17 protein-coding genes, 2 tRNA genes and 1 pseudogene are annotated in these 21,758 nt (G+C 63.9%); all 20 read left to right on the top strand.

Going from position 1 to position 21,758, the window contains the following annotated elements:
• Position 1: 1 nt before the first annotated feature.
• The 20 genes and pseudogenes from PMW70_RS00900 to PMW70_RS00810 all read left to right on the top strand — a co-directional run bounded on the left by PMW70_RS00900 (position 2) and on the right by PMW70_RS00810 (position 21,757).
• A complete protein-coding gene (locus tag PMW70_RS00900) occupies positions 2 to 1,561 on the top strand; it encodes a hydrogenase 4 subunit F (protein ID WP_271743612.1) in 1,560 nt (519 codons plus the stop codon).
• 3 nt (positions 1,562 to 1,564) lie between these two features.
• Positions 1,565 to 3,337: a hydrogenase large subunit gene (locus PMW70_RS00895; RefSeq protein ID WP_022095197.1), complete on the top strand. Its 1,773-nt coding sequence runs from the start codon at positions 1,565 to 1,567 to the stop codon at positions 3,335 to 3,337.
• 1 nt (position 3,338) lies between these two features.
• The gene (locus tag PMW70_RS00890; RefSeq protein WP_271743611.1) at positions 3,339 to 4,055 is read left to right on the top strand and encodes a formate hydrogenlyase complex iron-sulfur subunit; all 717 of its coding nucleotides are present in this window, start codon (positions 3,339 to 3,341) and stop codon (positions 4,053 to 4,055) included.
• 2 nt (positions 4,056 to 4,057) lie between these two features.
• A complete protein-coding gene (locus PMW70_RS00885) occupies positions 4,058 to 4,840 on the top strand; it encodes an NADH-quinone oxidoreductase subunit B family protein (RefSeq protein ID WP_271743610.1) in 783 nt (260 codons plus the stop codon).
• Positions 4,841 to 5,422 carry a formate hydrogenlyase maturation HycH family protein gene (locus PMW70_RS00880; protein ID WP_271743609.1) on the top strand — a complete coding sequence of 194 codons (582 nt, stop codon included), beginning with the start codon at positions 4,841 to 4,843 and terminating at the stop codon, positions 5,420 to 5,422.
• Positions 5,422 to 5,925, top strand: coding sequence for a hydrogenase maturation peptidase HycI (gene hycI, locus PMW70_RS00875; RefSeq protein WP_271743608.1), 504 nt, complete (start codon positions 5,422 to 5,424; stop codon positions 5,923 to 5,925). The genes PMW70_RS00880 and hycI overlap by 1 nt, the downstream gene beginning before the upstream one ends.
• Positions 5,926 to 5,964: 39 nt before the next feature.
• Positions 5,965 to 6,804 carry a formate/nitrite transporter family protein gene (locus tag PMW70_RS00870; protein WP_271743607.1) on the top strand — a complete coding sequence of 280 codons (840 nt, stop codon included), beginning with the start codon at positions 5,965 to 5,967 and terminating at the stop codon, positions 6,802 to 6,804.
• A 122-nt stretch (positions 6,805 to 6,926) separates the two neighbouring features.
• Positions 6,927 to 9,044 carry a molybdopterin-containing oxidoreductase family protein gene (locus PMW70_RS00865; RefSeq protein ID WP_271743606.1) on the top strand — a complete coding sequence of 706 codons (2,118 nt, stop codon included), beginning with the start codon at positions 6,927 to 6,929 and terminating at the stop codon, positions 9,042 to 9,044.
• A gap of 52 nt (positions 9,045 to 9,096) precedes the next feature.
• Positions 9,097 to 10,554, top strand: a complete 1,458-nt coding sequence (gene selA / locus PMW70_RS00860) for an L-seryl-tRNA(Sec) selenium transferase (protein WP_271743605.1) — start codon at positions 9,097 to 9,099, stop codon at positions 10,552 to 10,554.
• Positions 10,551 to 12,518: a selenocysteine-specific translation elongation factor gene (selB, locus tag PMW70_RS00855; protein WP_271743604.1), complete on the top strand. Its 1,968-nt coding sequence runs from the start codon at positions 10,551 to 10,553 to the stop codon at positions 12,516 to 12,518. Before selA ends, selB begins: the two co-directional genes overlap by 4 nt.
• A gap of 36 nt (positions 12,519 to 12,554) precedes the next feature.
• Positions 12,555 to 12,651, top strand: a tRNA-Sec gene (locus PMW70_RS00850).
• Between the two features lie 154 nt (positions 12,652 to 12,805).
• Complete coding sequence (gene mobA, locus PMW70_RS00845) at positions 12,806 to 13,438, top strand: molybdenum cofactor guanylyltransferase (RefSeq protein WP_271743603.1); 633 nt, start codon at positions 12,806 to 12,808, stop codon at positions 13,436 to 13,438.
• A 15-nt stretch (positions 13,439 to 13,453) separates the two neighbouring features.
• The gene (locus PMW70_RS00840) at positions 13,454 to 13,849 is read left to right on the top strand and encodes a putative Se/S carrier protein (protein WP_271743602.1); all 396 of its coding nucleotides are present in this window, start codon (positions 13,454 to 13,456) and stop codon (positions 13,847 to 13,849) included.
• 256 nt (positions 13,850 to 14,105) lie between these two features.
• Positions 14,106 to 15,461, top strand: a complete 1,356-nt coding sequence (gdhA, locus tag PMW70_RS00835; protein ID WP_271743600.1) for an NADP-specific glutamate dehydrogenase — start codon at positions 14,106 to 14,108, stop codon at positions 15,459 to 15,461.
• 152 nt (positions 15,462 to 15,613) lie between these two features.
• Positions 15,614 to 16,528 carry an FAD binding domain-containing protein gene (locus PMW70_RS00830; RefSeq protein WP_271743599.1) on the top strand — a complete coding sequence of 305 codons (915 nt, stop codon included), beginning with the start codon at positions 15,614 to 15,616 and terminating at the stop codon, positions 16,526 to 16,528.
• Positions 16,528 to 16,971, top strand: a pseudogene (locus PMW70_RS09740) ((2Fe-2S)-binding protein); the annotation flags it as partial. The gene PMW70_RS00830 and the pseudogene PMW70_RS09740, both read left to right, overlap by 1 nt.
• A gap of 177 nt (positions 16,972 to 17,148) precedes the next feature.
• Positions 17,149 to 19,359 (top strand): xanthine dehydrogenase family protein molybdopterin-binding subunit, encoded by a 2,211-nt coding sequence (locus PMW70_RS00825; RefSeq protein WP_416378073.1) that lies wholly within the window; start codon positions 17,149 to 17,151, stop codon positions 19,357 to 19,359.
• 140 nt (positions 19,360 to 19,499) lie between these two features.
• Positions 19,500 to 19,583, top strand: a tRNA-Leu gene (locus PMW70_RS00820).
• 88 nt (positions 19,584 to 19,671) lie between these two features.
• Complete coding sequence (tig, locus tag PMW70_RS00815; protein WP_271743597.1) at positions 19,672 to 20,973, top strand: trigger factor; 1,302 nt, start codon at positions 19,672 to 19,674, stop codon at positions 20,971 to 20,973.
• A gap of 163 nt (positions 20,974 to 21,136) precedes the next feature.
• The gene (locus PMW70_RS00810) at positions 21,137 to 21,757 is read left to right on the top strand and encodes an ATP-dependent Clp protease proteolytic subunit (protein WP_022095182.1); all 621 of its coding nucleotides are present in this window, start codon (positions 21,137 to 21,139) and stop codon (positions 21,755 to 21,757) included.
• The last annotated feature ends 1 nt before the right edge of the window (position 21,758 follow it).

Here is a 21,758-nt window from a genome sequence, read left to right as displayed (position 1 = left end):
CATGGAAACGTTGATTCTCGCCCTGCTCGCGACTCCCTTGGTGTTCTCGCTGGTCATGGCGTTTTTGCCCAAGAATACGTCCTATAACGTGTTTGCCGGTCTCAACCTGGTCTCCGTCGCAGCCGTACTGGTGCTGTCGATTATGACGGCCGGTGACGTCCTTACGAGCGGCGAAACCGCGAGCGCTCTTGGCCTGTGGTTCCACCTCGATTCGCTGGGCGCCATCTTTGTGCTGCTCATCGGCTTTATCGGTTTTCTTACGGGGCTGTTCTCGCTGCCCTATGTAAAGGCCGATATCGAGGAGGGCTCCATGCCCGCCGAGCGCGCCAAGCAGTATTTTGCGCTGTTTAGCCTGTTCGTGTTCACCATGCTGCTCGCGTGCCTGTCCAACAACATGATCCTCACGTGGGCCGCCGTGGAAGCAACCACGCTTTCCACCGTGTTCCTCGTGGGTATCTACAAGAACAAGACGGCCCTCGAGGCTTCTTGGAAGTATGCGATGGTCTGCACCGCCGGCGTGGCCTTTGGCCTGTTCGGTACGCTGCTGATCTACGCCAACGCCGCCGACGTGATTCCCAATGCCCACGAGGCCGCATTCCTGTCGTGCGTGCTGCCGTATGCCGATCAGTTCGACCCGACGCTCATGCGCCTCGCCTTTGCGTTTATCGTGATCGGTTTTGGCACCAAGGCCGGCCTGTTCCCCATGCACACTTGGCTGCCCGATGCCCACTCCCAGGCCCCGAGCCCTGTCTCGGCCCTGCTCTCGGGCGTGCTGCTTAAGTGCGCCATGCTTGTGATCATGCGCTTCTACGGCTTTACTATCCAAGCCGTGGGCGCCGAGTATCCGCAACTTTTGCTGCTGATCGTCGGCACGCTGTCCATTTTGGTGGCGGCACTTTCGATGTTTCGCCAGGACGACCTCAAGCGCCGCTTTGCGTACTCGTCTGTGGAGAACGTGGGCGTTATCGCCCTGTGCCTGGGTATCGGTGGCCCGCTGGGTATCGCCGCGGCCCTGCTGCACTGCGTGTTCCACGGCTTTACCAAGACGCTTGCCTTCTGCGTGTCCGGCAACATCCAGCACGCCTTTGGCACGCGTAGCCTGGCCAAGATCCAGGGCGTCGTCGAGGTTGCACCCGCAACCGCCGCGCTCGCCGTCCTGGCACTGCTCGGTCTTGGTGCCTTCCCGCCCTTTGGCATGTTTATTTCCGAGTTCCTGACTTTTGTCGCCGGTGTTACCGCCGGTCCCATGTGGCTGGTCGTCGTGGTCGCCCTCGGTCTTACCGTGGCCATCTCCGCGCTCACCCGCATCGCACTCAAGTCGGTATTCGGCCATGCGCCCCAGGGCATGGGCAAGCATGAGGCCCCGGCGCTCATGCTTATCCCCGAAATCATCCTGGCTGTCATGATCTTGTGGTTTGGCATCGCCACCCCGCTGCCTCTCGTGCACGGTGTGGAGACCGCGACCGGCATCGTGCTCGAGCAGAGCACCGAGGAACTTCACGCGACGCCGATGTACCGCGCTGTGTTCGGTACCGAGACCGCTCAGAGCGAGGTGGAGTAACGAATGATTGAAACTGAGAACAAGGTGTATGCCCGTCGCTGCGAGAGCCATGTCGAGGCCCTGCGCCGCGCCGTTCCGGGCTGCATCGAGAAGGTCGAGTGGCAGTGCGAGGACCAGCTGACGATCACCGTCAAGCAGGATAAGCTGCCCGAGGCCGTCCACTACCTGTACTACGAGCGCTACGGCTGGATTCCCGTGATCATCGGTAACGATGAGCGCAGTCTGTGTGGCCGTTACGCCGTGTACTACGTCATCTCCATGGAGGGGGAGGATCCCGGCTGGGTGACCGTGCGTACCGAGGTCGATCCCGCCAAGATGACGTTCCCGTCCGTGACGCCGTTCGTCCCCGCCTGCGTGTGGGGCGAGCGCGAGCTTCGCGACATGTTCGGCCTGATTCCCGAGGGCCTGCCCGACCGTCGCCGCCTGGTGCTGCCCGATGATTGGCCCAGCGGCCTGTACCCGCTGCGCAAGGACTCCATGGACTACCGCTTCCGTCCCGCTCCCGCGAGCGACATGGAAAACTACGAGTTCTTGGCCGATACCAAGGGCAAGGAGACCACACTCGTCCCCATGGGCCCGTTGCACATTACCTCTGACGAGCCCGGCCACTTCCGCCTGTTCGTTGAGGGCGAGACGATCGTCGATGCCGACTACCGTCTGTTCTACGTGCACCGCGGCATGGAGAAGGTCGCCGAGACGCGCCTGAACTATGACGCGGTGACGTTCCTCGCCGACCGTATCTGCGGCATCTGCGGCTGCGCCCACTCGGTGGCCTATGCCGAGGCCGTCGAGCGCGCCCAGGGCATTCATGTCCCGCCGCGCGCCCAGTACATCCGCGCCATCATGCTTGAGGTCGAGCGTCTGCACTCGCACCTGCTCAATATTGGCCTCGCATCGCACTACACCGGCTTCGACTCCGGCTTCCAGCAGTTCTTCCGCGTCCGCGAGAAGTCCATGGACCTGGCCGAGAAGCTCTCCGGTCACCGCAAGACCTACGGCCTCAACGTGATCGGCGGCGTGCGTCGCGACATTTTGGCCGAGCAGAAGCTCTCCACGCTCACGACCATCCACCAGCTGCGCTCCGAGGTTCAGGAGCTCGTCGACGTCTTGCTCTCCACGCCCAACTTTATTGAGCGTACGAGTGGCATCGGCATTCTGGACCGCAAGATCGCACGCGACTTCTCGCCGGTCGGCCCGCTCATGCGTGGCTCGGGCTATGCCCGCGACGTGCGCTTTGACCATCCCTTCGACGGCTACGCCGATCCGGACGTCCAAAAGATGCACGCCGCTACGGCCGACACCTGCGATGCCTTCGGCCGTACCGCCGTTCGCATCCAGGAGGTCTACGATTCGATCGACATGATCGAGACCATGCTCGAGAACTGCCCGTCGGGCCCCATCCTCACCACGGATTGGGAGTACACCCCGCACAAGTACGCCATCGGCGCCACCGAGGCGCCGCGCGGCGAGGATGTGCACTGGGCGATGCTCGGCAACAACCAGAAGTGCTACCGCTGGCGCGCCAAGGCCGCCACGTACAGCAACTGGCCGGTCCTGCGCTACATGTTCCGCGGCAACACCGTGGGCGACGCGGCGCTGATCGTCGGCTCGCTCGACCCGTGCTACTCCTGCACCGACCGCGTGACGGTGACCGATGTCGCCGCCAAGCGCGATCACGTGCTCGACAAGGAGCAGTTCGAGAACGTCTGGCGCGACAAGTCGCCGCTTGCGGGCGAGGGCACCATGGCCGCTCCGCTCGATGAGGAGGCGCTCTAATATGCTGAAGCTTTGGAAGGTCAACGCCAAGGCCGGCGACGCGACGGTCAAGTACCCGTTTGCGCCGTTTCCCACCAACAAGGACATGCGCGGCAAGCCCGAGCACAACGCGGAGCTCTGCATCGCCTGCGGTGCCTGCGGCGTGGCGTGCCCGGCCGATGCCATTCGCATGGACACCGACCTTGCGGCCGATACCATCACCTGGTCGATCGACTACGGTCGCTGCATCTTCTGCGGCCGCTGCGAGGAAGCCTGCCCCATGGAGGCCATCAAGCTCACCGAGGAGTTTGAGCTGGCTGTTATGAGCAAGGACGATCTCACCAGTAAGAGCGTCTATACGCTCGAGCACTGCTCGCGTTGCGGCAAGCCGTTTGCCCCGCACAAGGAGATCGACTACGCCAAGCGCCTGCTGCAAAAGGCCGGCGGCATGGAGGCCGAGCAGGCCGCCCGTACCGTCGGCATGTGCCAGGAGTGCAAGCGCGAGCTCGACGCCCTGCGCGCCGCCTCGGCCGTCAAGACCGGTAACGCGCGCGGCATGGCTGCCAACGAGACGCTTGCGTCCGGCGAGCCCCAGGGCCCCGGCATGGAGTATCTGGGCGGCCACGGCGTGAACCCGGAGTATATCGACCGCGAGCTCAACCCCGATGCGCCCGAGATTCCCGCCGGTCCGGCGCCGGTCGAGGGCATCATCATGGATTTTGAAACGAAGGAGGAGTAACCATGGCCGAACCCACGCTTTTGCCCGAGCGGCTTCAGTACCGCCCGACCAAGATCGAGCTCGATGAGAGCATCGAGAAGGCCAAGGCGACCCTTCTTAAGAAGATCAAGCGCTCGGTGTACGTCTACCGTGTCGACTGCGGCGGCTGCAACGGCTGCGAGATCGAGATCTTCGGTTCCATCACACCCGTCTTCGACGTCGAGCGTTTTGGCATCAAGGTCGTGCCCTCACCCCGTCACGCCGATGTGCTGCTGTACACCGGCGCCGTGACGCGTGCCATGCGCATGCCGGCCCTGCGCGCCTTTGAGGCCGCACCCGATCCCAAGATTGTGGTGTCCTATGGTGCGTGCGGCTGCACCGGCGGCATCTTCTACGACAACTACTGCGTCTGGGGCGGCACGGACAAGATTCTGCCGGTCGATGTCTACATCCCCGGCTGCCCGCCCAGTCCCGCGCAGACCGTCTACGGCTTTGCCATGGCACTCGGTCTGCTGGACCAAAAGCTCCATGCCGAGACCACGGTGGAGGCCGCCGGCGAGCAGGCCGATATCCTGCACCCCGGCGTGCCGTACAAGCTGCGTGTTGCCATCGAACGCGAAGCTCGCGCCATGAGCGGTTACCGTTACGGCCGCGACCTGGCCAACGAGTTTATGGATATGCTCGAGGGTGCGCCCAAGGGCGATATCCGCGGTGCCATGGCGCTGCTCATCGACAAGCAGGACGATCCGCGCCGCGTTGAGGTGTACTCGGCGCTGCAGGATCTGGTGCTGGCCGGAGGTCGCTAGATGGAACTCACGGACCGCTCTGGTTACTTTGCGGGCCCCGGTATGCTCGGCGGCTCCTTTGGCGATGCCTCGCGCGCAAGCGACGAGGCCGCCGAGGGCGTCGTCGACCCCTGCCTGGGCCATGCGCCCGACCAGGTGGTCTTTTACGAGCTCACGCGTAAGTTTGTGGAGACCGAGGAAGACGTTCCCCAGGAGGCCTGCGACGTGCTGTACTACACGCTCGCCGTGGGCCACCACACCGGCGTGCTCGACTGCTTTGAGCCGCGCCTGTCGGTGCCGGTGGATGTGTTCTATTCGCTCTTCGACGCGCTGCCGGAGGGGGAGGCCAAAACCAAGTTCGAGGCCATCCGCTCCTTTGGTGAGTGCCAGCTCGACAAGGCGGCGGTACCGTCGCTGCTCGAGGCCTGCGACGCGTTGCTCGACGAGCGCGGTTTTCGCGGGTCGGCTAAGGCCGGCATCTCGGTGTTCGACGATGACTTTGGCCTGCATGCCCAGCAGGTCGCGTTCTTAATGAAGTTTCGCGATCTGGTTGAGCGCGCGCGGGATGTGTCGGGCGTGTATCTGACGGGGAGGTTGCAGTAATGGGTCGCGTTGTGGCTGGACGTGTGAACGGCGCCTCGTTTGCGGGCATCGTGCTCACGGCGGGAAGCGTACTGCGCGCCGACGATGCCGCCGGCCCCGTGCTCTCCAAAAAGATGGAGGACGCACCCATCGCCGGCTGGTACACCATCGACGGCGGCCAGACGCCCGAGGATGACATCATCGAGGTCAAGCGCGAGCGTCCGCCGCGCCTGGTCTTGGTCGATGCCGCCGACATGGCGCTGCCCGTCGGGTCCATCCGTTTGCTCGACAAGCGCGATGTGGCCCGCAAGTCGATGTTCACCACGCATTCGCTCCCTTTGTCGATTCTGATCGAAGAGATTGAGCAATCGTGCGATGATATCGTCTTCGTCGGGATTCAGCCGGGCGACACGGAGTTCTACAACCCCATGTCCCCGGAAGTCTTTGACGCCGTCGACGCCGTGTACGACGCCGTGGCCGCCAACGACTTTTCCCACTTTGTCCGCTTGGGGCAAGAGCAGTAGGAGCACTTGTTCCATTTTGTTAGGAAAGAAGTGATTGACATGGCAGATTCCAAGGTGGAGTACCCCGCTCCCGATTGCCTGGCGCCCGCTGCGATCGAGGCCAAGACCGAGGCCGCCGGCGTGACCAAGGCCAACCTGCCGGTCGCAAAGGCCTTTCTGTTGGCAATGTTCGCCGGCGCGTTCATCGCCTTCGGCGGCCTGTTCTTTACGGTGTTCTTGAGCGATAGCACGCTCGGCTGGGGCGCTCAGCGCGTCGTGGGCGGCCTGTGCTTTTGCCTGGGCCTGGTGCTGGTGCTGGTGTGCGGCGCCGAGCTGTTTACCGGTAATTCGCTTATGGTCTGCGCGCTCAAGAGCAAAAAGATCACCTTGGCTCAGATGCTCAAGGCCTGGATCGTCGTGTGGGTCGGCAATTTTGTCGGCGCTCTGTTCATCGTCTTTTTGGTGTACATGGCCGGCATTTACAAGCTCAATGGCGAGGCGGTCGCCAACTCCATGGTGAGCGTCGCCGCCGGCAAGGTGACGATCGACTGGGTGACGATCTTCTTCCGCGGTATCCTGTGCAATATCTTTGTGTGCCTGGCCGTGTGGATCGGTACCGCCGGCAAGACCGTGGTCGATAAGGTCGTGGGTATTTTGCTGCCGATCGCTGCCTTTGTGGCCTGCGGTTTTGAGCACTGCGTTGCCAACATGTACTTTTTGCCCATGGGTGCCGTGATGCACGCGTGCGGCTATGGTGCTGACGTCGCCGGCGCCGATGCGCTCAACACTGCGGGCATTGCGTTTAACCTGTCCGCCGCCACGCTGGGCAACATCGTGGGCGGCGCGGTTCTGGTCGCGCTCGGCTACTGGTTTATCTACGCCAAGAAGTCCGAGGCGTAAGGTACCGTCTGTTTGACGTTGGGCCTCCCGCGGGGCGTTGCCGTGCGGGAGGCTTTTTTGGCCTGGGACTCGTTGCCGGGCTTTTGGCCTGTTGTGTTTGGCTGATGAAAGGGGTAATCGAGATGGCATCTGCTGTGAAGCGTGACGGTCGCGCCGTGGTGACTACATGCGGGGGATGCTATGCCGATTGCGCCTTTGCGGCACGCGTTGAGGACGGTCGCGTGGTGGCCGAGCTGCCGGTTGTGGGGCATCCGTGCGCGGCGCGTGCCCTGTGCGCCCGCGGTCGGCATCGCCTGTCTATGCCGTTTGACGAGCGCGATCGCATTGTGCGCCCCATGCGCCGACGAGCTGATGGCTCGGGGTTCGATGCGATTTCGTGGGACGAAGCGTTTGCCCAGATTGCCGAGCGTCTTTTGGGGATTGTTGACGAACGTGGCCCCCGTGCGCTGGGTATGACGCTCGGCGTGCCCTCGTTCGACCGCTACTGGGCATATCGCCTTATGCATGCGCTGGGCTCGCCCAACGTGTATGGTGCCGACGGTGCCTGCGAGGTAAGCCGACTTACCGGTTGGGAGCACAGCCTAGGCTACAGCCCCGCCTCCGACCTGGCACATACCGATTGCATCATGTATCTGGGGCGTTCCATTGTCGATTCGTCGACGATGGGGTCCGTTGATGCGCTCAACAATGCACGCCGGCGCGGGGCGAAGATTATCGTGGTCGACCCCCGGCGCAGCGGCTCGGCTGCGCTTGCCGACCGCTGGCTGCGCGTGCGCCCGGGCTGCGACCTGGCCTTGCTGCTGGGCATTGCCCATGTCTTGATTGCCGAGGGCCTGTACGATCACGAGTTTGTTGCCCGCTATACCACAGGCTTTGACGAGCTGGCGCAGGCGGCCCGTGCTTGGACGCCCGAGTGGGCCGAGTCGATGTGCGACGTGCCGGCCGCAGAGATTGTCGCCACGGCGCGCGATCTCGCTGCCGCCGCGCCTGCCGCTGTGGTGGATGCGGGCTTTCATGGTGGCATCGGTATCGCGTATGCCAATAGCACCCAGACCGCGCGCGCTATCTGCTTGGTCGATGTGCTGCTGGGCTGCATCGGGCATGTAGGCGGCGCGCTCAATCCGCCCACGCCGCTTGTGTTGGGCGACCTCGATCCCGCGCGCTTTGCGACGCCGCCGGTGCCTCGCGGGCCCAAGCTGGGGTCCGAGCGCTATCCACTGGTCGATCCGGTGCGCGGCCTGTGCACGACCATCGGTCAGTCGATACTGGCCGGCGATTTGCGTGGGCTCATCGTCTATGCTAGCAATCCCGGGGCAGGCTATGGCAACGCCGGAGCGTGGTTGGGTATTTTGCAGCAGCTCGACTTGCTCGTGACGATTGATATCCGCTGGTCCGAGACAGCGCGCGCTTCTGACTTCGTGCTGCCCGATGTGACGTATCTGGAGGCCGACCGCGGTGTGGGCACAGTCGTGGGTGCCAACGATTCGCGGGTGTTCTACCGCAACGCCGTGCTGCCTGTGCAGCATGACGGCACACGTCCCGGTCGGGAGATTTTTGCCGGTCTGGCGCAGGCGTGTGGGGCTGGCGAGTACTTCCGGTTTACGTCTGACGACCTGGCGGCTGCCCAGGTGGCGCCTTTTGGGATCGATCTGGACGAGCTCAAGGAGCGCGGCTGGGCCGACACGGGTGTTGCGTTGCCGTCGTGTACGGGCGAGCCGGCGATTCCCTTGGATGGCGGCAAAATTGCGCTGGCAAGCGACGTATGGAAACGAGCTGGCCTGGGTCGTGTACCCAACTGGATCGCCCCCATGGTGGAGCCGGGCCCGGGGATGTTTCGCCTCATTAGCGGCAACCGTCCCTTTGAGTCGCATACCTCGCGAAGGCTTGCAGCCCAAGGTGCCGCCGAGGCTGGGTCGGACCTGGATGCCGTGCAGATGAATGCCGATGCTGCCGCGCACATGGGCATCGCCGACGGCGAGATCGTCGAACTCGTGAGTGATATGGGCCGCGACCGCGTGCGCGTGGAGACGACGCCGTATCTGCATCCGGCGTGCATCTTCACCTCGGCCGCCCCCGGTGGGCGTTCGTTTGGTGCCGATGCCGGTGGCGCTCAAGCCTTGGGCGTGGGCCCGCTCGACCATACGCCGTTACGTTGGGACCCGTTGACGGGTGCTGCGCTCACCCAGGAAAACGCCGTTCGCGTGGAAAAGATCGCGGCGCGCGAGGATAATGACGAGTAATTGACTCAGCTGATGTATTTGACTGATCCACGTTTCTTTTGAAAGGCCGCACATGAGCGATAGCCAGAATATGTCCGATGAGGTGCGCGCCCGCCTGCGCGCCATTCCTTCCGTCAACGAGCTGCTTGCCGAGTGGCCGGTGGTGAAGGCTGCGGGGGAGACCTGCGACGCGGTGGTCCATGCTGCCGTGACGGCCGAGCTCGACGAGGAGCGCGCCGCGATTCGCGCCGGTGCCGCCCCGCGTTCCAAGCGCGAACTGGCCTCGGCCATCGAGTGGCGTGCGCATCGCTCCGCGCTGCCGAGCCTGCGTCCCGCCGTCAACGCCACGGGTGTGGTCATCCATACCAATCTGGGCCGTGCCCCGCTTGCGGAGTCGGCGGCAAAGGCCGTGGCCGAGGTTGCGCGCGGGTATAGCACGCTCGAGTACAGCGTCGACACCTGTTCGCGCGGGTCGCGCAAGGAGCACGCCGCGCAACTGATCCGCTCGCTCACCGGTGCCGAGGACGCGCTCGTGGTCAACAACAACGCCGCTGCGGTGCTGCTGGTGCTGGCAACCCATGCCGCGGGCAAAGAGGTCATAGTCAGCCGTGGCGAGCTTGTTGAGATCGGCGGCAGCTTCCGTATCCCCGACGTCATGGAGGCCTCGGGTGCCAAGCTCGTCGAGGTCGGGGCCACCAACCGCACGCATCTGGTCGACTACGAGCGTGTCATCACGCCCGATACGGCGATGATCCTTAAGGTCCATCCTTCTAACTATCGCATCGAGGGTTTCCACGAGGAGGTGGGTTCTCGGGAGCTTGCGGCGCTTGCTCACAAGCATGGCCTGCTGTTCTACGAGGACCAGGGTTCGGGCGCGCTGCTGCCCGATGACATCTTGGTGCGCGGCGGCGAGGAACCCACGCCGGCTTCGGTTTCGGCGGGGCTCGATGTGGTGTCGTGCTCGGGCGATAAGCTGCTCGGTGCCGCACAGGCGGGCATTATCATGGGCCGTCGCGATCTGGTCCAGGCCTGCGGCGCACATCCGCTCATGCGCGCTCTGCGTCCGGGCAAGTTGGCGCTCACGGCGCTCGAGGCCACACTTCGCATCTACATGGACGGCGCCGACGTGGCCCATCGCGATATTCCGGTGCTCAGCATGCTCACGCTGCCGCAGGCCCATTTGGAACGACGCGCCCGCAAGCTGCGCGATCGTATGGTCGCCGGGCTCGATAAGGCTGGCTGCCCGTGTGCCGTGCAGGTGGAAATCGTCGAGGAATCGTCGACCCCCGGTGGCGGCTCGCTGCCTACCGTGGAGTTGCCCACGATGTGCGTTGCCGTGCGTCTTGTTGACGAGCGCCTGTCCGTCGACGCGCTCAAACGCTCGCTCGTTCAAGACTTCGATACGCCGGTCGTCACGCGCGCCTCGCACGACCGCATTCTGTTTGATGTGCGCACGCTCGTGGGCGACCGCGATATCGAGACGGCGGCATCGACGCTCGTCGCGTGCGTTGAGAAGGCGATTGCTCGATGAGTGAGGTTCAAGCACTGGTGGAGTGTCCCGTTATCGTAGGTACGGCGGGACATGTTGACCACGGTAAGTCGGCGCTCATCGAGGCGCTGACGGGTAAAAACCCCGACCGCCTGGAAGTTGAACGTCGTCGCGGCATGACCGTTGAGCTTGGCTTTGGTGAGCTGGCGCTGCCGAGTGGCAAGATCGTTGGCCTGGTCGACGTGCCGGGCCATGCGCATTACTTGCGTGCCATGGTGCAGGGCGCCACGGGTATCGACGTGGCCGTGCTGGTGGTTTCGGCCGTCGAGGGCGTGATGCCGCAGACCCGCGAGCACGTGCATGTGCTGGAGCTGCTGGGCGTCACACACATGGTGGTCGCGCTGACGATGTGCGACCTGGCCGACGCCGAGATGACTGAGCTTGCCGAGCTCGATGTCGATGATTTTTTGTCGGACACCGTGTTTGCGGGCGTGCCGATCGTGCCCGTGTCGTCCAAGACCGGTGCGGGAATCGATGACCTGCTGGCTGCGCTCGACGAGCAGGTTGCCGCTTGCTGTGGTGCCTGCCGTGCCCGTGCCGAGCCCACCGATGCCGCACCGCGTCTGCCCATCGACCGCTGCTTTACGATCAAGGGCGCCGGTACCGTGGTGACGGGAACGTTGCACGATGCGCCGGTTGCGGTGGGCGATGAGCTCGTCGCGCTGCCGTCGCGTACGGTCTGTCGCGTGCGCGGGATTCAGGTGCATGGCGATACGCCGCGGGCATTGCCCGGTCAGCGTGTGGCGCTCAACTTGGTGGGCGATGCCGTCGCCGCGCTCGATCGCGGAGAGATGCTCGGCGTGCAGGGTCGCTTTGGCCAGACGATGCGCTTTATGATGGTGTTCACTTACCTGGGCCGCGAGGGTGCCAAGCCGCGCGTGCTCGAGTCGGGCGCGCGCGTGCATGTGATGGCGGGTACGGCCGAGGTTGTCGGTCGCATCATGTTCATGGAGGGCGAGGCCCCCATGGCGGTGGGCGAGACCCGTATTGTTCAGGTGCGCTTGGAAAACTCGCTGCCGCTACGTGCCGGGGACCATGCCGTGGTGCTGTCCTATTCGCCCGTGATGCTTATTGGCGGCGGGCGCGTGCTGCTTTCGCGCTGCCGTCGCTCGCGCGAGCTTGCCGAAGGGGAGCGTACGCTGTATGCGGCGCTCGAGCCCGGCGATATTGCGGGCGGTGTGGGCGCTTGGCTGGCGCTGCAGACGCTGCCGGTTATGGCTGTTGATGTTGCCGAGGCTTTGGATCTTGCTGTCGGCGAGGTCGATGCCGCACTGCGCGGGTTGGTGGCGCAGGGCTCCGTTCGCAAACTTGCCGCGGGTGATTCGGACTACTTGGCGGACGCCGTGGTGCTCGACGCCGCGATGGATGCACTGGCAGCGACCTTGTCGGCCATGCATGCCGCGGCTCCCAAGGAGACGGGCTTTACGCCCGGCGCCGTTGCCCATGCTGCGTGGCCTTCCGCTGATGAATGCGTTGCCGCGGCTCTGATTGCCGAGGGCTGCTCGCGTGGCGCGTGCGCCGCCGAGGGTGCCGAGGTGTTCGACCCGCATTCGGCCGCCGCTGCGGCGCGCGTGGTGCACGAGGCTTGCGAGCGCATCGTTTCCTTGCTGGACGAAGCTGGCCTCGACGCACCGACGTTGCCCGAGGTGGGCGAGCGACTGCAGCTCGATCGCGACACCATGACGCGAGCTCTGCGCGAGCTTTCGCTTAATCGTTCCATCGTGAAGGTCGAGCGTGACGTTGCCCTGTCTGCTGCCGTCGAGGCCCATGCGCGCGAGCTTGTTGCCGCCGCCATTGAGGCAGCCGGTGGCGCTGCCACCACGAGCGTGCTGCGCGAGGCCCTTGGCGTGTCGCGTAAACGCGCCATCAGCATCTTGGAGCACCTGGATGCCGTGCGCTTCACGGTGCTCGACAAGGAGGCCGGTGGCCTGCGCTCCCTGCGCTAGATTGACTGTTCGGTTTGGTAAAATACCGCCGCACTTGGGAACGGATGGGCTCCGGTGGGCTCCGCGGTCCTCAAAACCGTTGCGAGGCGTGCAAAACGTCTTGGATGTGTTCGATTCACATACGTTCCCGCCATACGCTACCAGCGCTTTTGTGCTCGCGGTCTTGCTGCGTGCCGCAAAGGCGCTGTTTTGTTTTTGCACGAGCTTTTCGTAGCGCCGTTATTTCGGCGGCTGTATTTAGCTTCGTGCACCGGGTTTCGAGCATGCCGATGGAGGTGTTTTGCCGTATGATTACCGTAAGACGGGCCGATCTTTCTTGTGTCGTTCAAGCGGGCGGGTTGTCGTCGCGCATGGGCTGCGATAAGGCTCGCATGGCGTTTTGCGGCGAGCCGCTCATCGAGCGCGTGCTGGGTCGGCTGGCGCCAATTGCCGGCGAGTTGGTTGTGACGACTTCGCGTCCCAGCGAGCTTGCCTATCTTGAGGAGCTTATGTTTGATGGCCTGCGCCCCCGCGTGGTGATGGACGTCGACGGTCCCGCCGGTGCCATGCGCGGCATCGCGAGCTCGTTGGCCGCGGCCCGATTGCCGCTCGTGGCGATCGTCGCCTGCGACATGCCGTTTGTCTCGCCGGAACTGATCGGCGCGCTTGCCGATCGTGTTGAGGCCGAGGCGCTCGATGTGTGCGTGCCGCGCGAGGAGCGGGGGATTGAGCCGCTTTGCGCCGTCTGGCGCTGTGACGTGTGTGCGCCGGTTGCCCACGAGCTGCTTGCCTGCGACCGCCAGCGCATTCGCTGCCTGATCAATCGCGTTCAGGCCGGCTATATGGATGAGCCGCAGATTGTTAAGGTCGCCGGCTCCACGCTCTGCTTCGAAAACGTCAATACACCCGATGAGTTTGCGGCAGCCGAGCTGCTCGCCTAGACGATGGGAGTTGCCATGTCTCACGATATTTGTCCCGACACGGGAGAGCCCTGCACTTGCGATGGGTCCGAACCCTGTACCTGCGGATGTGGTGGCTGTGGACATACCGCGGAAGAGGAAGCGGCTGCCGCGGCGTATCGTGAGGCACACCGCGAAGGCCCGTCCGGTGATGCCCTCGACCACGAACGCAAGATCATCGTGTCGTTCGACAGCACCTTCGATGTGATGGAATGCGAGCAGCTTTGCCTTGCCGCCGGTGTGCCCGGGCGCATCATGCCGCTGCCGGGCTCCATTAACGCCGGCTGCGGGCTGTGCTGGGTCATGCCGTTCTCGGGCGATGCGCTCGCCGCCTTCCGCGCCGCCACCGAGGGCCGCATAACCCCAGCCGACTACCATCAGCTCGTCCTCTAGCCGTCAACACCACCACAAAGGTGCCTGTCCCCTTTGTGGTGGTTTCGAAGCGTGCAGGAAACAGCTTCGAAACACGCGATTTGCTCGTCAGGCGGTCAAAAAGCTATCTACCTGCATCGTAATCAAAATGAAACATCCGCTCGTTGCCTTATTCGTAACTTTGTAGCAACAGTGCGATATTATCCATACTCGATAAAGCTCACGGCGCATGGGGCGCCGCGAACGACACCTTTCTTTTCCATCAATTGGAGGAAGCATGAGCTACACGCAGAAAGTTCTCGACGAGCTCAAGGCCCGCTATCCCGAGCAGCCTGAGTTCATCCAGGCCGCGACCGAGATCCTCGGCACCATCCAGCCGGCGCTCGACGCCCACCCCGAGTACGAGGAGGCCGCCCTGCTGGAGCGCCTCGTCGAGCCCGAGCGCATCGTCATGTTCCGTGTTCCCTGGGTCGACGACCAGGGCAAGGTCCAGGTCAACCGCGGTTACCGCGTCGAGTTCAACTCTGCCATTGGACCCTACAAGGGCGGTCTGCGCTTTAACCCGACGGTCACTCTGGGCATGCTCAAGTTCCTGGGTCTGGAGCAGATCCTCAAGAACAGCCTGACCACCCTTCCCATGGGTGGCGGCAAGGGCGGCTCTGACTTTGACCCCAAGGGCAAGTCCAACAACGAGATCATGCACTTCTGCCAGTCTTTCATGACCGAGCTCTATCGCCACATCGGCCCCAACACCGACGTCCCCGCCGGCGACCTTGGCGTTGGCGGCCGCGAGGTTGCCTACATGTTCGGTCAGTACAAGCGTCTGACCAACGAGTGGACCGGCGTCCTCACCGGCAAGGGCCTCTCCTTTGGCGGCTCGCTCGCCCGTACCGAGGCCACTGGCTACGGCCTGGTCTACTTTGTGGACGAGTACCTCAAGAGCCGCGGCGACTCCTTCGAGGGCAAGAACGTCGTCGTTCACGGCTCCGGCAACGTCGCTATCTACGCCGTCCAGAAGGTTTCCCAGCTTGGCGGCAAGGTGCTGGCCTGCTCCGATACCCACGGCTGGGTCGAGGATCCCGACGGCATCGACTACTCCGTGCTCGAGCACGTCTACAACCAGAAGCGTTCCGGCCATGATAAGGGCGTCACGCTCGCCATGTACGTTGACGAGAAGCCCGGTGCCGTGTGGCACGAGGGCGACGGCCGCGGCGTGTGGCAGCTGCCCTGCGACATCGCGCTGCCCTGCGCTCGCGAGAACACGCTGCTGCTCGAGGACGCCCAGGCGCTCGTCGCCAACGGCTGCAAGGTGGTCGGCGAGGGCGCGAACATGCCCACGACCATCGAGGCCACGACTTACTTCCAGGAGAACGGCGTCGCCTTTATGCCCGGCAAGGCTGCCAACGCCGGCGGCGTGCTCGTGTCCGGCCTGGAGATGAGCCAGAACGCCGAGCACCTGTCTTGGACCTTCGAGGAGGTCGATGGCAAGCTCGAGCAGCTCATGCGCGGCATGTTCCACAACGTGGACGACACCGCCAAGGAGTACGGCGAGGAGGGCAACTTCGTCATGGGCGCCAACATCGCCGGCTTCCTGAAGGTAGCCGACGCCATGCTCGCCCAGGGCGTCTGCTAAACCCTGCCTGACATAGCATGTAATGAGGCTCTCGGCTCAACGCCGGGAGCCTTTTTTGATCCGCATGCGACGGAGGAAAACGGTTCATTTTGTCCCGACACGAGCTATGCCCCCTCGTTTGGTACACTTAAAGGTACTGGACAAGTGAAGAGATGGGGGAGAACGTGCTCAAGTTCGGTACCTACGTCCGTGTTGGAAACGCGGCCGAAGCCTATGAGCTCTTACAGAAGAACCGCAACAACAAGATTGTGGGCGGCGGCATCTGGATGCGCCTGGGATCGCGTCGCGTGGCGACGGCGATTGACCTTTCGGCCTGCGGACTCGATCAGATCGAGGAGACCGAGACCGAGTTTCGCATCGGTGCCATGTGCACCCTGCGCCAGCTCGAGCGTCATGCCGGGCTCAACGTGCTTGTCAACAATGTTTTTGAGTTCGCCGTCCACGACATCGTGGGCGTGCAGCTGCGCAATACCGCCACGGTGGGCGGTAGCATCTACGGCCGCTTTGGCTTCTCGGACGTGCTTTCGGCCTTTTTGGCGCTCGACTCGTACGTTGAGCTGACGGGCGCCGGCCGCGTACCGCTTGCCGAGTTCGTGGATATGGGCTACGTGCGCGACGTGATTGAGCGCGTCGTGGTCGTTAAACACGATTACCGTGCGAGCTACGAGGCCGTGCGCAAGGCCGCGACCGACTTCCCCTCGTTGAACTTCACCGCCGCCTGGTGGAACAACACTTGGCACGTCACCGTGGGCGCCCGCCCGCTGCGCGCGACCCTGCTGCAGGGCGTGGCGTGCGGCCTTACCAACGAGCAGCCTTCCGAGGACGAGCTTCGCGCCCTTGCTGCATCCGTGCGTGCCCTGAGTTACGGAACCAACCTGTGGGGCTCGGCCGACTACCGCCGCCGCATCTCGGCCCCGCTCGCCATCCAGGCCGTGCGCCGTGCCGCCGGCATCGAGCTTTCTGCCGCGCTTGCCCGCGAGCTCGAGACCGTGCAGATCCCCAAGTTCGCCACGGACGAGTATTCCTGCCGCCGCGTGCCCGGCGTCGATTCTAGCGAGGTGCGCTAATGGCTGCCAAACTCATCGATCTTTCCTTTACGCTCAACGGCCGCAAGGTCAAGGTTCAGATTGCCCCCGATACCATGCTCTTTTCGCTTTTGCGCGAGCAGGGTTGCGCGTCGGTGCGCTGCGCCTGCGAGACCACCAACTGCGGCCTGTGCACGGTGTGGCTCGACGGCGACCCGGTGCTGAGCTGCTCGGTTCCCGCCGCGCGCGTCGAGGGCCATACCATCACCACGCTCGAGGGTCTCAAGGCCGAGTCCGAGGCGCTTGCCCGCGCGATGGCTGCCGAAGGCGCCGAGCAGTGCGGTTTTTGCGCCCCCGGCCTTATCATGAACGTGCTGGCGCTTGCCCGCGCCGCCAAGGAGGACCCGAGCCTCGTCGCCACGCGCGAGGAGCTGTCGCGCCAGCTCGCCGGCAACCTCTGCCGTTGCAGCGGCTACGAGAGCCAGCTGCGCGCCATTGTCCGCTTCCTCAACGAGTCCGGCGTGCAGGTGGGCTTTGAGATGCCCGAGCTGCCGGTCAACGACACCAGCTGCGACGGTGTCTCGTACAAGCAGATCACCCATAAGCAGCCCAAGAAGGACTCGAAGGCGCTGCTCGAGGGCCGTCCCGTCTACACGGGCGATATGGTGCCCGCCGGCGCCCTGATCGTCAAACTCAAGCGCAGCCCCTATGCCCGCGCCAAGATCCGCTCCATCGATACGTCGCGCGCCCTGAAGGTTCCCGGCGTGGTGGGCGTCTACACCTACGAGGACGTGCCCAAGCGCCGCTTTACCATCGCTGGCCAGAGCTATCCGCAGCCGAGTCCCTACGACCGCCTAATTCTCGAGAACCTCGTGCGTTACCAAAACGAGGAGGTGGCGATCGTTGCCGCCGAAACCGAGGAGGCCGCCGACAAGGCACTCAAGCTCATCAAGGTCGACTACGAGGTGCTCGAGCCGCTGCTCGACTTTACCAAGGCACTCGATAACGACATCGTGGTCCACCCCGAGGGCGACGTGACCTTTATGTTCCCGCAGGGCGGCGATGTCCCGCGCAACCTGGTGTGCAGCGGTACCAGCGATTTTGGCGACCTTGACGAGGCCTTCGCCCAGAGCGACATCGTCTTTGAGCGCACCTACACCAGCCAGGCCACGCAGACTGCGCCCATGGAGACCTTCCGCGCCTTCGCGACGACAGATGCGTTCGGCCGCATCTCGGTGACCACCTCTACGCAGGTGCCCTTCCACGTGCGCCGCATGGTCGCGCAGTCGCTCGACATTCCGCAGTCGCAGGTGCAGGTCATTAAGCCGCGCATCGGCGGCGGCTTTGGCTCCAAGCAGACGGGCTGCTGCGAGATCTTCGTTGCGTTTGTGACGCAGCAGACCGGCCGTCCGAGCTACTGCTGCTACACCCGCGAGGAGACCATCACCGCGGGCAACTCGCGCCACCAGATGCAGATGACCGTCAAGTTGGGCGCCATGAACGACGGCACCATCACGGCCATCGATCTGCATACGCTGTCCAACGCCGGTGCGTACGGCGAGCACGCTACCACGACGATCGGCCTGTCGGGCCACAAGAGCCTGCCCATCTACAACCACGTGAAGGCGAGCCGCTTTAGCTGGGACGCCGTCTACACCAATACCAACCGCGGCGGCGCGTATCGCGGCTACGGTGCCACCCAGGGCCAGTTTGCCGTGGAGAGCGCCGTCAACGAGCTTGCCGACATGCTGCACATGGACCCCGCCGACCTGCGCCTTAAGAACATCGTGCGCGAGGGCGAGATCATGCCGCAGTACTACAACGAGAAGCTCAACGCCTGCGCGCTCGACCGCTGCCTGCTGCGCGCGATGGACATGATCGGCTGGCGCGACAAGCCGCTGGCTGTGGACCTGGGCGACCGCGTGCGTGCTCTGGGCTGTGCGCTCACCATGCAGGGCTCGGGCATTTCCAACGTTGATATCGCCGGCATCGACATGCGCCTGGAAGAGGACGGCTTCATTACCATCGGCACCGGCGCCACCGATAACGGCATGGGCGTCGACACGATCCTGGCGCAGATTGCCGCCGAGGAGCTGGGCGTGGAGAGCTCGCTGATCGTGGTGCGCGGCGTGGACACCGACGTGTCGCCGTTCGACGCCGGTTCGTACGCGAGCTCCGGTACCTACGTGACGGGCCTTGCCGCCAAGAACGCCGCGACCGAGCTGCGTGAGAAGATTTGTGCCAAGGCCGCCCAGATGTGGGATGTGGACGCCGCCGACGTGGTCTTCGATGGCCAGTACGTGCGTCTGTCCGACGAGCGCGCCGCGCGCGAGCAGAACCGCTACCTCACGCTGCGCGACTTTGCCAACCTGTGCGTCAAGAACATCGCGGGCGGCGACGCGCTCACCTCGCATGCTTCTGCCTGCCTGCCCGTTTCGCCTCCGCCGTTTATGGCCGGCATTGCCGAGGTCGAGGTCGACAAGGCCACCGGCAAGGTGACTGTGGTGGACTACGCGGCGGCTGTGGACTGCGGCACCGTGATCAACGAGGCACTCGCGCGCGTCCAGGCCGAGGGCGGCATTGCCCAGGGCATCGGCCACGCGCTCTACGAGATCGTCGAGCACGACGACCGCGGCCGCCTGCGCACCGACAACTTTATGAGCTACAAGCTGCCCACGCGCCTGGACATCGGCAGTATTCGCGTGGCCTTTGAGCCGAGCTACGAGCCGACGGGCCCGTTTGGCGCCAAGTCGATCGGCGAGGTCGTCATTAACACGCCGCTCGCCGCCGTGGCCTCGGCAGTGGCACACGCCACCGGCCACCAGGTGCGCTCGCTGCCGATCACGCCCGAGAAGGCCCTGCTGGGGGAGTAGCGGGTCGGCGAACAAGTCGTAATGGGCGGGGCGGGGCAACTCGCCCCGCCTTTCGCACTCGTGGTGAGGTCGTGAGCCTGTAAAACGTGTGCGTGCGCTTGTCGTTCGTATCTGCTATCATTCCTAGTCTGTGCGCTCATGCGGGCGTGGCGGAATTGGTAGACGCGCCAGATTTAGGTTCTGGTGGGATTCCCGTGAAGGTTCGAGTCCTTTCGCCCGCACCAACGCATCTGCGTCGGCTTCGGCCGTCGCGACTCTTTGTTGCATAAAGGTACCAGCACCTCAGATAAGCTGGGCAGTATGAGGAGGAACGTGTTGAACATCACCGCTTCTGACGTCAAGGACGCCAAGCTCACCGCTACGGTCACCATCCCGGCCGCCGACGTCGACGCCGCGATCAAGAAGGCCTACAAGGACACCGCTAAGAAGTACCGCTTCCCGGGCTTCCGTGCCGGCAAGGCTCCCCGTCCGGTCATCGATTCCGCTCTTGGCGCCGAGGCTACCCTCGCTCAGGCCACCAACGATCTGATCGCAGCCAACGAGCCCGCCGTCCTCAACGAGCTGGACATCGTCCCCACCAAGAGCGGTGACTACAAGGAGCTCGACCTCGCCAAGGATCACGAGGACTACACCTACACCGTCGAGTTCTCCGTGCGTCCCGCCGCTGAGCTCTCCTCCTTCGACGCTGTCGAGATCGAGATGCCCCCTGCGGAGGTCACCGAGTCCGAGATCAACAACCAGGTCGAGATGCTTCTCAACTACCGTGCCACCTTCGAGGACGTCGAGGGTCGCGCCGTCGAGGCCGAGGACTACGTCACCGTCGACCTCAAGGCCGTCGAGAACGCCGATAACTTCGCCGCCGAGGGCCGTATGCTCATCGCCGGTAGCGACAGCAACCCCGCCGAGTTCAACGAGGCTCTGATCGGCGCCAACGTTGACGACGTCAAGTCCGTCACCTGGACCGACGAGGCCGAGGAGGGCGAGGAGGCCGAGACCCACACCGTCGAGGTCACCGTCAAGGGCATCAAGGTCCGCAACACCCCCGAGCTCACCGACGAGCTCGTCAAGTCCGACTTTGGCTTTGACAGCATCGACGCTATGCGCGACGCCATCAAGATCGAGATCGAGCAGGACAAGGCTTCCCGCCTCCCGGCCGAGAAGGAGAACCGTTGCGTCTCCGCTCTCGCCGAGCGCCTGCAGCTCGACGAGATGGATGCCGACTACGAGCAGTCCGTCTTTGAGGAGCTTGGCCAGAACTTCCTGTCCAACCTCGCTGCCCGCGGCATGACGCTGGACACCTGGCTGCCCGCTTCCGGCCTGACCATGGAGCAGTTCATCGGCGACCTGCACAAGCAGGCCAACGACGTTGCCCGTGAGTCCCTGGCGCTCGACGCCCTCGCCCGCGAGCTCAAGATTGAGGTCACCGAGGACGACATCAACGCCGAGTTCGAGAAGGCCGGCGTCAAGGACGTCGAGGCTTCCAAGGCCGAGTTCATCGCCGATGGCCGCATGCCTGCCGTCCGTGAGTCTATCCGTCGCTCCAAGGCCGTCGACCACCTGGTCGAGAACGCCAAGGTGACCGAGGTCGACGAGACCGCCAAGGACGCCGAGTAATTCTCGCCACCTTGCCCGCGAGCGCATGCGTGCGCCTGTGATGGGGTAAAGTTATACACCGGTTATCCGGTTGCTTCGTACGGTGCCAGCCAATGCATAGCATGCGGGCACCGTACGTTTATCTAGAACCAATTTGGTCCGCAAGAGAGAAATGGAGATGCGTATGATCGCTAAGTTCGATTCCGCCCTCGTGCCATACGTTATCGAGCAGACGCCGCGCGGCGAGCGCAGCTACGATATCTATTCGCGCCTGCTCAACGACCGCATCATCTTTTTGGGCGAGGAGATCAACTCCGTCAGCGCCAACCTGGTCGTTGCCCAGTTGCTGCATCTTGAGAGCCAGGATGCCGAGAAGGATATCTCGCTCTACATCAATTCGCCCGGTGGCGAGGTTTACTCTGGCCTGGCGATTCTTGACACCATGAACTTCATCAAGCCGCAGGTCTCCACCATCTGCGTCGGTATGGCCGCGTCCATGGCCGCCGTGCTGCTTTCGGCCGGCGCTAAGGGCAAGCGCTTCTGCCTGCCGCACTCCAAAGTCATGATTCACCAGCCCAGCGGCGGTGCCCAGGGCCAGCAGACCGAGATCGAGATCGTTGCCGAGGAGATCAAGAAGACCCGCCGCGAGCTCAACCAGATCCTGTCCGACGCGTCGGGCCAGCCCATCGAGAAGGTCCAGGCCGATACCGAGCGCGACAACTACCTGACCGCTGCCGAGGCCCTCGACTACGGCCTGATCGACCGTATCGTTACCTCGCGCGACCTCGCCGCGAAGGACGCCTAGG

The sequence above is a fragment of the Collinsella aerofaciens genome (genome assembly GCF_028209625.1).
GTDB lineage: Bacteria > Actinomycetota > Coriobacteriia > Coriobacteriales > Coriobacteriaceae > Collinsella > Collinsella aerofaciens_AM.
This window is presented reverse-complemented; position numbering and strand designations above follow the sequence as displayed.

Excerpts from the sequence above, each read along its gene's own strand:
- selB (WP_271743604.1), top strand. The coding sequence starts at position 10,551 with ATGAGTGAGGTTCAAGCACTGGTGGAGTGTCCCGTTATCGTAGGTACG.
- PMW70_RS00865 (WP_271743606.1), top strand. The coding sequence starts at position 6,927 with ATGGCATCTGCTGTGAAGCGTGACGGTCGCGCCGTGGTGACTACATGC.
- PMW70_RS00900 (WP_271743612.1), top strand. The coding sequence starts at position 2 with ATGGAAACGTTGATTCTCGCCCTGCTCGCGACTCCCTTGGTGTTCTCG.
- gdhA (WP_271743600.1), top strand. The coding sequence starts at position 14,106 with ATGAGCTACACGCAGAAAGTTCTCGACGAGCTCAAGGCCCGCTATCCC.
- PMW70_RS00870 (WP_271743607.1), top strand. The coding sequence starts at position 5,965 with ATGGCAGATTCCAAGGTGGAGTACCCCGCTCCCGATTGCCTGGCGCCC.
- PMW70_RS00895 (WP_022095197.1), top strand. The coding sequence starts at position 1,565 with ATGATTGAAACTGAGAACAAGGTGTATGCCCGTCGCTGCGAGAGCCAT.
- PMW70_RS00890 (WP_271743611.1), top strand. The coding sequence starts at position 3,339 with ATGCTGAAGCTTTGGAAGGTCAACGCCAAGGCCGGCGACGCGACGGTC.
- PMW70_RS00825 (WP_416378073.1), top strand. The coding sequence starts at position 17,149 with ATGGTGCCCGCCGGCGCCCTGATCGTCAAACTCAAGCGCAGCCCCTAT.
- PMW70_RS00885 (WP_271743610.1), top strand. The coding sequence starts at position 4,058 with ATGGCCGAACCCACGCTTTTGCCCGAGCGGCTTCAGTACCGCCCGACC.
- PMW70_RS00840 (WP_271743602.1), top strand. The coding sequence starts at position 13,454 with ATGTCTCACGATATTTGTCCCGACACGGGAGAGCCCTGCACTTGCGAT.
- PMW70_RS00810 (WP_022095182.1), top strand. The coding sequence starts at position 21,137 with ATGATCGCTAAGTTCGATTCCGCCCTCGTGCCATACGTTATCGAGCAG.
- PMW70_RS00830 (WP_271743599.1), top strand. The coding sequence starts at position 15,614 with ATGGGGGAGAACGTGCTCAAGTTCGGTACCTACGTCCGTGTTGGAAAC.
- selA (WP_271743605.1), top strand. The coding sequence starts at position 9,097 with ATGAGCGATAGCCAGAATATGTCCGATGAGGTGCGCGCCCGCCTGCGC.
- PMW70_RS00880 (WP_271743609.1), top strand. The coding sequence starts at position 4,841 with ATGGAACTCACGGACCGCTCTGGTTACTTTGCGGGCCCCGGTATGCTC.
- hycI (WP_271743608.1), top strand. The coding sequence starts at position 5,422 with ATGGGTCGCGTTGTGGCTGGACGTGTGAACGGCGCCTCGTTTGCGGGC.
- mobA (WP_271743603.1), top strand. The coding sequence starts at position 12,806 with ATGATTACCGTAAGACGGGCCGATCTTTCTTGTGTCGTTCAAGCGGGC.